Here is a 12,114-nt window from a genome sequence, read left to right as displayed (position 1 = left end):
CGAGACCTTGGATAATGTAATTGTCAAAGAGAACGACGGCGTCAAAGAAGGCGTTGATCAGGATACCGTTGATGCTGTGCGTGAAGTTGGTGGTGCTTACAAGCACGGCTGGGCGACTGATATCGAGATGGAGTACGCCCCCAAGGGTTTGAACCCCGATATCGTGCGCCTCATTTCGGAGAAAAACGACGAACCGCAGTGGATGACCGATTGGCGCCTTGAAGCCTATGAGCGTTGGCTGACCAAGACAGAGCCCGACTGGGCAATGGTCGACTACCCTGAAATCGATTTTCAGGATCAATATTACTATGCGCGCCCCAAGAGCATGATCGAGAAGCCGAAGTCACTGGATGACGTCGACCCCAAGCTCTTGGAAACGTACAAGAAACTTGGTATCCCTTTGAAAGAGCAGGCCATTCTGGCGGGTGTCGAAGGCGCCGAGAACATGAGTGAAGAGCCGCGCAAGGTTGCTGTAGACGCGGTGTTCGATTCTGTTTCGGTCGGTACGACCTTCCAGGCGGAATTGAAGAAAGCCGGTGTGATCTTCTGCTCCATTTCCGAAGCGATCAAAGAACATCCAGAGCTCGTGAAGAAATATCTCGGTTCTGTGGTGCCGGTATCCGACAACTATTACGCCACGCTGAATTCTGCGGTCTTTTCTGACGGGTCGTTCGTGTACGTCCCGCCAGGCGTGCGGTGTCCGATGGAACTGTCGACCTATTTCCGCATCAATGCCGAAAACACCGGCCAGTTCGAACGCACGCTGATCATCGCGGACAAGGGATCTTACGTCTCTTATCTTGAGGGCTGTACGGCGCCTCAGCGCGACGAAAGCCAGCTACACGCGGCCGTGGTCGAAATCATCATCGAAGAAGACGCGGAGGTGAAATATTCCACCGTTCAGAACTGGTATCCCGGCGATGAAGACGGCAAGGGCGGCATCTACAACTTTGTGACCAAACGCGCCGATTGCCGGGGCGACCGTGCCAAAGTGATGTGGACACAGGTAGAGACCGGTTCGGCCGTCACATGGAAATACCCAAGCTGCATTCTGCGCGGCGACGATTCACAAGGCGAGTTTTACTCCATCGCCATCGCCAATAACATGCAGCAGGCCGACACCGGCACCAAGATGATCCACCTCGGCAAGCGCACGAAGTCACGTATCGTCTCGAAAGGGATATCAGCCGGCAAGGCCCAGAACACCTATCGTGGGCTGGTTTCCATGCATCCTAAAGCCAAGGAATCGCGGAATTATACGCAGTGTGACAGCTTACTTATCGGAGACAAATGCGGGGCGCATACGGTGCCCTATATCGAGGTCAAGAACAACTCCAGCCGTGTGGAGCACGAGGCAACAACATCCAAGGTGGATGACGACCAGATGTTCTACTGCCGTTCGCGCGGGATGGACGAAGAAGAGGCCGTAGCGCTGGTTGTGAACGGGTTCTGCAAGGACGTGTTACAGGCACTGCCGATGGAATTTGCGATGGAGGCGCAGGCACTTGTCGCGATTTCACTGGAAGGGTCGGTGGGGTGAGCCGCGAACTGGCAATCGCATCTGCAATTGCAGGCATCGTCTATTTCGGCATCAACGCCCTGTTTCTTTCGGACGCCCCTTACGGAGCGCTTGTGGGGCGCTCGGTGATGTTCGCACTCATCTTTGGTTTGGTCTCTTGGGCCATGCGGTCGTTAAAAGCCAAAAAGTAACGGAGCCACTGCGCTCAAACATGAATTCAGTGCGTATCGGCACTTGGAAGGAACACGAAAATGCTAAACATCAAAAATCTGCATGTGAAACTGGAAGAAGAAGACAAACAGATCCTCAAAGGCGTCGACCTTGAGGTGCCGGCGGGCAAGGTCCATGCGATCATGGGGCCCAACGGGTCGGGGAAATCGACGTTGTCTTATGTTCTGTCCGGTAAGGACGGTTATGAGGTCACCGACGGCGCTGCGACGCTGGAGGGTAATGACCTGCTGGACATGGAGCCGGAAGAGCGCGCATCGGCGGGCCTTTTTCTGGCGTTCCAGTATCCGGTCGAAATTCCTGGCGTGGGCAACATGACCTTTCTGCGCACAGCGGTGAACGCACAGCGCAAGGCGCGTGGAGAAGAGGAAATGTCCGCCGCAGAATTCCTCAAGGTGGTTCGCGCCAAGGCGAAAGACCTCAAGATCGACGCGGATATGCTTAAGCGCCCTGTCAACATGGGCTTCTCCGGCGGCGAGAAAAAGCGCAATGAAATCTTGCAGATGGCCATGCTTGAGCCAAAGATGTGTATTCTGGACGAGACGGATTCCGGCCTCGATGTGGATGCGATGAAGCTGGTCGCCGAAGGCGTTAATGCACTGCGATCGGAAGGGCGCGGGTTCTTGGTGATCACGCACTACCAGCGTCTGCTGGACCACATCAAACCTGACGTGGTGCACATTATGGCGAACGGTCGTATCGTTAAAACAGGCGGGCCTGAGCTGGCGCTTGAAGTCGAGAACAACGGATATGCCGATATTCTGGCCGAGGTGGCGTAATGGCGGCACCTGCTGAAACACACAACCCGACCGACGCAATGATTGCGCAGCACGAAACGACGGCCAAAGGCTGGTCCAAGTCCGCGCGTGAAGATGCGCTGGCGCGTCTGCGTGCTATGGGCCTGCCGGAGCGGCGTGACGAATATTGGAAGTTCACCCGTCCTGATACGCTCACCCAGACAGAAGCACCCAAAGCGGCAGTTTTTCTAGCAGATGAGCCGCCGCTCTTTGACGCAATGGACCGGCTGAAGGTCGTGTTTGTCGACGGCGTCTTTGATGCCGATGCGTCAGACGACCTGGCACTTGAAGGGATAACCATTGAACGGCTGGCGACTTCAGAAAGCGATCTGCATTGGGCACGCGACATCTTCGGTGTTCTGGAAACTGCAGGCCAGACGCCTGTTGCACGTCCTTTGGCTGCGCTGAATACCGGCCTTGCCACCGATGGCGTTCTGATCCACGTGACAGGAAAGACAAGCAAGCCCGTAAGCCTGATTTACAACCATAAATCAGAGACTTCCGATGCGATCCTGCACCATTGCATCAAGATGGATGCCGGCACAGAACTTACGGTGCTGGAGACGGGACCGGCTGCTGCGCGGTTCAACAAGGTTATGGAAGTCGATATCGCCGACAATGCGAGCTTTAACCACGTGCGTGCGCAAGGACGTGACCATGAACGTCGTGCGGCGACACATCTGTTTGCCCGACTTGGCACAGAGTCGGAGTTCAAATCGTTCACCCTGACAGTGAACGGTGTGCTGACGCGCAACGAAGTGGTGATAGAGCTGACCGGAGATGATGCCAAAGCCCACGTGGCTGGTGCTTGCGTCGGAGACGGCACGTTCCACCACGATGATACGGTTTTCATCACACACGACGCGGTGAACTGCGAAAGCCGTCAGGTGTTCAAAAAGGTGCTGCGCAACGGGGCAGTGGGTGTGTTTCAGGGCAAAATTCTGGTCAAGGAAGGCGCACAGAAAACTGACGGTTACCAGATCAGCCAGTCGCTCTTGCTGGATGAAGACAGCCAGTTCCTCGCCAAACCGGAGCTTGAGATTTATGCGGATGACGTGATCTGCTCGCACGGGTCAACATCCGGTGCGATTGATGAGGACGCGTTGTTCTATCTGCGTGCACGTGGTGTGCCGAAATCTGATGCGGTGGATATGCTGACGCTGTCCTTCCTTGCCGAAGCCGTTGAAGAGATTGGTTCAGACGACCTCCGCGAGGAAATCCTTGAGCGTTTGACCGGCTGGCTCGCCCGACGTCGCAGCTGATGGCCGCTACCCGCGATATCGTAGCCACTTACCGGGGGCCGGGCCGCGTTATGCGCCGGCTCCTGGTAGATGGTGCACGCGAAGACCGTGCGCTGATCTACCTGATGGTGGGTTGCCTGATGGTGTTTGTGGCACAGACACCGCGTCTTGCCCGTGAAGCCTTCGAGACGGGGCAGGAGCTTAGCATGTTGTTAGGTGCCACGCTTATGGCCTGGATGTTCATTATGCCGTTGGTCCTTTATGCGCTTGGGGCTGGGACCTATCTGATCGCCAAACTGTTTGGCAGTCGGATCACCAGCTACGCCGCCCGTGTCGCATTGTTCTGGGCATTGCTTGCATCCAGCCCGCTGATCCTGCTCTGGGGGCTCACCGCTGGCTTTGTCGGCCCAGGCATTGAAATGAATGGCGTCGGCCTAATCTGGTTCGCTGTTTTCATGTGGTTCTGGATCGCCGGATTCCGCGCCGCAGCACAAGATAGCGTAGACCAAACTGCCCTCAACCAGACAGGTTCCGCGTGATACAAGAAACGATGATACCACTTGCGCGGCTGACCCTGGAGGATCCGCGCAGCGCCGCCCGCCAGGTGATGGCGATGGACTTGAGCCGCGATGCCTTGTGGACGGCGTTGGCTCTTGTGGCGATCGTGAACACCTTTCTGGTAACACTGCTGATGACAGTTTCTGCCCCGACGATGCCCATGCCTACCTATATGGAACGACCATTGGCGTTGTTTGTCCTCATCGCGGGGCTGATGGTTGTCTACGTTCACGCGATGTATTGGGCGGGTCTGACAATTGGCGGCAAGGGCCGGTTGATGGACGTCCTTGCTTTGGTGGTCTGGTTCCAGATCCTGCGCGCTGCGGCACAGCTTGCTATCGTAGTGTTGTCATTGGCCCTGCCGGCCGCAGGTCTTCTTTTGTCACTGGTGGTCGCTGTTTGGGGCCTTTGGATATTTATGAATTTTCTTGCCACCGCGCTGAATTTGAAAAGTCCGTGGCACAGCATCGCCGTCATGGCCGTGGCCTTTGTCGGTCTGGTCTTCGGAATGGGTATTCTGGCGGGCCTGATCGGCGGCATCGCGCAAGGAGGCGCAAGCTGATGTATGATATCGAAACCGTCCGCGCCCAGTTTCCAATCTTGAGCCGCGAGGTGAACGGCAAACCACTGGTCTATCTCGACAACGGTGCATCTGCGCAAAAGCCGCAGGTTGTGATTGACGCAATTACGCAAAGCTATTCGCATGAATATGCCAATGTGCACCGTGGTCTGCACTACTTGTCCAATCTGGCAACGGACAAATACGAGGCTGTGCGCGGCAAGGTCGCTACCTTTCTAAATGCCGCGTCCGAAGACGAGATCGTGTTCAATTCCGGCACAACCGAGGGCATCAATGCTGTTGCATATGGCTGGGCCATGCCCCGCATGGAAGCGGGTGACGAGATCATCCTGTCGGTGATGGAGCACCACGCCAACATCGTCCCGTGGCATTTCCTGCGCGAGCGTCAGGGCGTCGTCATCAAATGGGTCGACGTGGACAGCACCGGCGCGCTGGACCCGCAGGCGGTCATCGACGCTATCACCCCCAAGACCAAGCTTATCGCGATCACGCATCTTAGTAATGTGCTGGGCACCAAGGTTGACGTAAAAACCATTACCACGGCGGCGCATGCCAAGGGTGTGGCTGTTTTGGTCGACGGCTCGCAGGCCGCTGTGCATATGCCGGTTGATGTGCAGGACATCGGATGTGATTTCTACGCTGTGACGGGGCACAAGCTGTATGGCCCCTCCGGATCAGGTGCGATCTATATCAAAGCCGACCGCCTTCGCGAGATGCGCCCCTTTATAGGTGGCGGTGACATGATCAAAGAAGTAACCAAGGATAGTGTCATCTATAACGATCCGCCCATGATACTTGAGGCGGGAACGCCTGGGATCGTGCAGACCATCGGTTTGGGCGTAGCGCTTGATTTCATGATGGGCCTCGGCATGGACAACATCGCCGCATATGAGAACAAGCTGCGCGATTATGCAGTGAGCAAGCTTTCCGGGCTGAATTGGATACAGGTGCAGGGCACCACACCCGACAAGGGTGCGATTTTCAGCTTCACAATGGATGGCGCTGCGCATGCGCACGACATCTCGACCATTCTAGATAAAAAGGGCGTCGCGGTACGCGCCGGTCAGCACTGCACCGGTCCATTGATGGAGTATATGGGCTTGCCCGCAACCTGCCGCGCGTCCATGGGCCTTTATAATACCGAAGCAGAAGTGGACGTCCTAATCGATGCGCTTGAACTGGCGCATGATCTCTTTGCCTGAAGGCTGAGCGAGGCGCTGCGAGGTGCGTTTATCCACCTCTTCATCTGCCTTTGAATTCTATGAAAGCGACCATTGCGGGTGCCGGATCGCTTATGTATAGGTTGCGGCGTGGACCATTAGCTCAGCTGGATAGAGCGCTGCCCTCCGAAGGCAGAGGCCAGAGGTTCGAATCCTCTATGGTCCGCCAATTCTCCCAATTTTGATGATAGGTAAGCCTGTCCCCATGGCACATGTCACGTCCGTCCGGATAGTTTCGGTCACGATGCCGCCCAGAAAACCCGCCTTATCCCTAATAGACCGTCGCTACTGTGATCTGCTTCACAGACAGACAGGCCCCAGCGGGCTATCTGTGCGTCATTAAACGATCCCCGCGGCGCCTCATGAAGTTGACCCTACGGAAAAAACGTTTGGCGCGGTGGAAATTTTCAACGTAACCTGTGTGCAGGCCCAATTGCCGGGCCTCGTATTTTACCAGTACATTTTTTGCGCTCGCCGCCTGACCCATCCTTTATGGAATGTTTATTATGTCCGAATTTCAAGTCCTTGGCCCGGATCTCAAGAAACTACTGACCGTGGCGAAGCGCCAGCCGATCGCTTTTGCCTTCAATCCTGCAAAAAAGGATGAGGACCATTTTTTCAGCATGGATCGGAAGAAACCAGCAGATGTGCTGGGGCGCGATGCCAAGAAAAACGGGGAAAGCGGGAAGGTGGCCTTCGGGACGGCGACGGTTGAAAGCAAGCTGCTCCGTCTGACGTGCGAACAGCAGGTTCCGGGCATCGCCAAGAAACTCAAGAAATTCCTGAAGACGCAAAAGCTGTCGATGAACATCGAGGTTTTGGACGCGAACGGCGCGGTGCTTGAGGCAGACGTTTCGGATATTCCCGATGATCCGGATGAAGAGGCGGAAGCACCCAATCCGCAAGCTGCCGGAAGCACCGATGACGAGACCGGCGCGGAAGCAACTCCCGCGGCTGATCTGTCGGACCTCATCGCGCGGCTGAACCAGTGTAAACCGAAGGTTCAGGCAGCACCGCAAACGGTTGTTGCGCTCTTGACGAAAATGTTCACGGAGACGGCTGGACTTATCAAGGCTGGAGACATCGCCGGCGCGCAGGCGCGGCTGGACAAATTGGAAGCCGCATTGGCCAAGGTGGATGCGTCAGAGGGAGGAGCCGGTGAACCTGCCCAATTAGACGCAAAGCAGATACAGGGTGACCTTGTGGCGCTAGGGGCCCGTATCAAGACTTTGCCGCCGGAGCATTCTGCGCGGCTGGCCGCACCGATGAAGCAGGCGGTTGACCTGTTCAAGGCAGGTGAGCTGGCCAAAACGCAGGCGGCGACCATAAAAATATCCGCCGCCTGCGATACGCTCAGCCAAAGTGCGGCTGCGCCGAAGGTAGACGACACTGCAAAGCTCGCGAACCGCGCCAGAGCGCTGCGTGATGCGATTGCAGGATTGACGGATGAGGCTTTGGCCAAACGACTGATGGTAGATCTGGGGCAGGGTGCCCAGCAGATCAAAGCGGGTGAGGGACAGTCAGCCACTGAAACATTTGACGGCATTGAGAAAGCGATAGAGCAGGCTGCCGCATCCACCGACACAGGCGCGCAGGCCCGTTGGGAGGCGCACTGGCCTGATCTGGGACCGCGTGCCGATGTGGAGATCAATGCCAAAGACGGACCGATGGCACAGACTGTGAAAGCCAGAAAGATGGCGGCAGAGGACGCCGCGACCGCAGGAGACTACGACAAAGCCGTCACCATCGCAGAGCGATTGGAAGACACGTTGAAAGAAGCTTACGCCGCGCGGATGGAGGCCGGCGAAGCAAAGAAGGATCGCGTCAGCGCCGTCGATTTTGCCAAGGCCCGTATTACTTGGCGCGATGCACGCACCGAGCTGCGTACCGAAATGAAAACGCTTGCGGACGCCATCATAGGTGACCTCAAGGGCGGTGATGTAGACGGGATCGACGGTGCGGTAGAGGAGCTTTACAGCTACCTTGATCCTATCACCGACCGGCTTGAGACCGCGCTGAACAAGCTGATGGAAGCGACCGAGCCAGAGGCCATTGAGACACTCAAGCAGGCCTCAATCAAGCTGATCGGAGAGTTACAGCAGGAGCTGGAGCAGGGCATCTTTGCCGACATCGATGACAACAACGGGTTCACCAACGTCAGCGTCCAGAAAAAGGCGATGACAGCATTGGGTGCCGTCGCTGACGAGATCAACCAACCGCCCAAGGCCGCGTGATGTCTGGACCGTATTCTGAACGCAGCCACCAACCGCTGTTTGATCGTCGCCCAAACCAAATTTCGGGGCAGGGCCATGACGTCACAAGTTTGAGATTTTTCTGACCGGCCTCAAGGCCACCACGATTTTATTTTGCGGAGCGATGCTGTGCCCAAGAATTTTGCCGACCTGAACGAAACGCAACAAAAGTTCCTGAAAAAGTATCTGCGCGGCTTCAGTATCAAGGGCAGTGACCGAGAAAAAAATAAAACGTTTAATGCAGATTTCGATGCAGCCGTGACGCCGCTGTACAAGCAGATCAACCGGATCGAAAAGACCATCGGCGAGATTGCCGAGACCGACGAACGTTTTTCGGAAGAGGTTAACCTGAACCGTTTGGACACCCACCGCGAAGCGCTGAAAACCCGTCTAAATGACAGCGCCAAGATGCTGAAAAAACGCGAGATACCGGACTTCGCTGATATCGGTGATGCACTTCAGACGTTCGAGGATGTTCTTGAACAGCGCCGGCAGCAGGGGACGGACAGGCAAGACGCTGCTGCTTTGCTCCAATCCGAGAAAGAAGCGCACGCGGAAGAGGTCCTTCTGGCATTGCAGGAAAACGGCGTCCTGACAGCACGGATGTTTAAAGACGCACGCGCCATCAAATCACTGCCCGAAGATGTGCGCATACGCGAAACGGCGATGTCGGTGTATGAGACAACACTGGCATCCGCTAAAACCGACATCGGCGCATTGATTGCGGCGCAGGTTGAGGACACCAGCATCGAACTTGCCGCGTTCCAATCCGCCTGTTCCGCGCGGAAAGAGACCTTCGATCGCGACGCCGCAGCGCAAATCGCTGTGGTCGAAGGCATTATCAACAAACCGGCCCCTTCTTTGGAAGAAATCCAATCGCTGCTGGCGGACAACTACAGTGGTCTTGATACAGTTCAGACCGAAGCCGCCCGGATGGCCGCCATCGCAGCAGAACATGACAAGGTCACCGCTGCGCTGGCGGCACAGACTGACAAACTTGATGTACTCACTGAAAAGATGCGAGCCGCTTCGCCGGCCGAACAAAAAAAACTGCGCGGTGAAAAAGCAGCACTTACAGCGCATATCAACCAGATCGGTATGCGGGCGGCACAGCTGGCAGCTTTCACGGCAGAGCAGCCTGAGCGGGAGCGGTTCCTGCTGATTGCTGGCAGTGAAGCAGAGGAAGCGGCACGGCGAGCAGATGCGCTCGAAAATGGTAGTGATCAGGCATGGCTAGACGTGAAGCTGGCGCACCTGCTGGAAGGGGCCACCTTTGCCGACCGCGAAGATTACGATGCACCGTCGGAGTTGTTTTCGGCAGACGAGATGACACAAAAGATCGCGGCAACCCGCGTTGTTCTGAGCGCGGCCGCAGCCCGGGATGTCATTATTCCGCGTCTCACCGAAGACGAGCCGCGCATGAAGGAGTTGTCAGGCGAAGAGCTTGCGACATTGGAAAAGATGCTTAATGCCGCGCAGGAGTTTTCAGACGCAGGACGCACTGATCTCGCTTTTGCGCTACACGAAGAAGTATTGGCCTTGCGACGGGAGTTCACCGCCGCACGCAACATGCTCAAGCTTCCACCCGCCGCACCACCTCCGCCGTCACCGGCACAAAAGCTGCTGGATCAGATCAAGATCATTATTGGCGATTTGGGCGACCTGTGGGGGCAGGGATGTGAAGCAGCACAGGACTTGATTGCGGAAGGCAACGCGTTGATCGCCGCGGTCAAGACATCTGATGAGGCACACGCATTTACTGATGATCCGGGGTTACACGAGGACCAGGTCAAATCTCTGCGCGACCGGATGGAGGCGCTTGATCCACCGCCTGCGGAGAGTGCGGAACTGACCCGCGCCAAAGAGATTGCAACAAGCAACGCAGAGATCATCGATGGCTGGTTGGACAAGCTTATCAAGACCGAGAAAATATCCGACAAAGACATCATCGAAGTCCCCGGCCAAACCTATTCGAAATCCGAACGAAAGCGTCTTGTTCATCCTGACGAAATTCTTACCGTCAGAAATGGGGCGGGCGAAATCGAGAAACACCGCATGGTCATGACCCGCAAGGGCAAGGGCGGTGAAGACAGCGCAAAGCATTCGTCATCCGCTGGCAAAGTCACCCCGATGGAAGTTCTTCAGGGGCTGCACACCCGAAGCGAGACGCTCCGAATGATGATCGCTTCCGGCACGCCGGGCAGCGAAGAAGCGATCAAGGACTACAGCAATGCCACAAAGGACCTGATCGAGGACGTCCAGAAAAACGGCCTGCGCATATATCCCGCGATCAAAGAGATCCTCAAAGCCTGCGACAAGGTGCTGACCAAGGGATCAATGGCCGAGTTCCTGCCGGAAAATGTAGGCGACGTGAAGAACCGCTATCAAGCCTTCAAGGACAGCTATCTGGACAAAAAGCCAACCGATGCGGAAATTGACGCCATTGCGCTAAAGGCCGAGATTGATGCGCTGGAGGAACTGGCAGACAAGACTGTGAAGCCTGCCTACCACGCGCAGCGCACTGTCTATGGAAAGATCATAAAGGACCTTAAAGGCGCCAAGGATAAGTCAGCCGACGCCATCGCGGTCGGCAAGATGATGGAGAAAGTACTCAAGAGCGAAGTCGGAGAGTTGTTTGCCGGTTCATCTGATGGTGCTGACGACGAAACAAGCAAAAAGCTGGTGCAAGCCCGTGAAAGGTTCGTTGCTGTTAAAAAGTTCTACACCTCGAACGCCAAGATCCTGTCGAGCCGTGAGATGAGCGGCCCGTGGCTTACCCGGACCGAGACGGCATACAAGAAACTGTCCTCCAAGGTCGGGACCAACATCACGGAAGCAGCCGAAGAGTTCCAGACCATCAAGGATGAAATGCGCGCGTTCTTCGATCAGATGAGCGACCTTGAAAGCGCCAGTGGCCCCGATCAGGCAACTAAGCTGATTGAGCTGTGTAATATGCTTCACCTGAGCGCAAAGACCGCCTCTGACGACCACGAAGCCCGCAGGCTTTACCTTGTCAAATCCGCTGAGTTGAAAGCTGAAATCTCGGCCCAGAAAAAGCTGGTCGGCAAGAAGGGCAAGAACGCAATCGCCCAACAACTCGCCGCCGATCTGGACGCACTAAAAAGCCGGCGCAAAGCCACGAAATCCAAGACCGAAGCGGACGAGGACTATGGCTCTGCCATGACTGAATTCGAAGAGATAGAGCGTGAACTGTCGGCGATCAGCGAAAAGATCGAAACCACGCAAAAGGGCGGTCGGGTCAAGGCCAGCAAAATGAAGATTAACGACAAGATACCAGTCCTTGAACAATTCTTGTCGCGGCTGAAAGACACTGCCGAAACCCTTGCTGACAAAGAGATGCGGCCCCGCATGTCAGACGAACAAACCGCTGACTTTGAGCCGAGGATCGCGATTGTCGATACCAGTTTAGGCCGGATTTCAGCCTTGCCTGATCTGGTCGCTCTGAAAAAGCTGGCAACCGATATCGACGCAGACAACGCATCTGACACGCCCAGCAAGACAAGCCGCGTGGCGTGGCGCGAGAGTGCTTTAACGGAAATTCGCAAGCTGCGTACGGCACTCGATATGGATCCGGCGGTGAAAATTTACGCCAGAAACCCCTTTGATATGGGAACCGACATGAGCCTTGTGCGCACCGCGCTTCATCAGGTCGAAGTGGCGACACTGGCCTGCGTTGATCCCAAAGAAAAAGAATAGGA

At 56.0% G+C, this 12,114-nt stretch carries 9 protein-coding genes and 1 tRNA gene; all 10 read left to right on the top strand.

What is annotated here, in order from left to right:
* The first annotated feature begins 7 nt into the window (after positions 1-7).
* The 10 genes from sufB to Z946_RS0119415 all read left to right on the top strand — a co-directional run bounded on the left by sufB (position 8) and on the right by Z946_RS0119415 (position 12,112).
* Positions 8-1,540, top strand: coding sequence for a Fe-S cluster assembly protein SufB (gene sufB, locus Z946_RS0119460; RefSeq protein WP_025057384.1), 1,533 nt, complete (start codon positions 8-10; stop codon positions 1,538-1,540).
* On the top strand, positions 1,537-1,710 hold the full coding sequence (locus Z946_RS21630; RefSeq protein ID WP_160170295.1) for a hypothetical protein: 174 nt from the start codon (positions 1,537-1,539) through the stop codon (positions 1,708-1,710). Before sufB ends, Z946_RS21630 begins: the two co-directional genes overlap by 4 nt.
* Positions 1,711-1,770: 60 nt before the next feature.
* Positions 1,771-2,526, top strand: a complete 756-nt coding sequence (sufC, locus tag Z946_RS0119450) for a Fe-S cluster assembly ATPase SufC (RefSeq protein WP_025057383.1) — start codon at positions 1,771-1,773, stop codon at positions 2,524-2,526.
* On the top strand, positions 2,526-3,806 hold the full coding sequence (locus Z946_RS0119445) for a SufB/SufD family protein (protein ID WP_025057382.1): 1,281 nt from the start codon (positions 2,526-2,528) through the stop codon (positions 3,804-3,806). The genes sufC and Z946_RS0119445 overlap by 1 nt, the downstream gene beginning before the upstream one ends.
* Positions 3,806-4,324, top strand: coding sequence for a hypothetical protein (locus Z946_RS0119440; protein ID WP_025057381.1), 519 nt, complete (start codon positions 3,806-3,808; stop codon positions 4,322-4,324). The genes Z946_RS0119445 and Z946_RS0119440 overlap by 1 nt, the downstream gene beginning before the upstream one ends.
* Entirely contained in the window at positions 4,321-4,905 is a 585-nt protein-coding gene (locus tag Z946_RS0119435; RefSeq protein ID WP_025057380.1) for a YIP1 family protein, read from the top strand. Before Z946_RS0119440 ends, Z946_RS0119435 begins: the two co-directional genes overlap by 4 nt.
* Complete coding sequence (locus Z946_RS0119430; protein ID WP_025057379.1) at positions 4,905-6,125, top strand: cysteine desulfurase; 1,221 nt, start codon at positions 4,905-4,907, stop codon at positions 6,123-6,125. The genes Z946_RS0119435 and Z946_RS0119430 overlap by 1 nt, the downstream gene beginning before the upstream one ends.
* Positions 6,126-6,235: 110 nt before the next feature.
* Positions 6,236-6,312, top strand: a tRNA-Arg gene (locus Z946_RS0119425).
* A gap of 337 nt (positions 6,313-6,649) precedes the next feature.
* On the top strand, positions 6,650-8,377 hold the full coding sequence (locus Z946_RS0119420; protein ID WP_025057378.1) for a hypothetical protein: 1,728 nt from the start codon (positions 6,650-6,652) through the stop codon (positions 8,375-8,377).
* Positions 8,378-8,524: 147 nt separating this feature from the next.
* Positions 8,525-12,112: a coiled-coil domain-containing protein gene (locus Z946_RS0119415; RefSeq protein WP_025057377.1), complete on the top strand. Its 3,588-nt coding sequence runs from the start codon at positions 8,525-8,527 to the stop codon at positions 12,110-12,112.
* The last annotated feature ends 2 nt before the right edge of the window (positions 12,113-12,114 follow it).

This window comes from Sulfitobacter noctilucicola, from assembly GCF_000622385.1.
In the GTDB taxonomy this organism is placed as follows: domain Bacteria; phylum Pseudomonadota; class Alphaproteobacteria; order Rhodobacterales; family Rhodobacteraceae; genus Sulfitobacter; species Sulfitobacter noctilucicola.
Note: the sequence above shows the minus strand (reverse complement) of the source record. Positions and strands in the feature narration are given on the sequence as shown.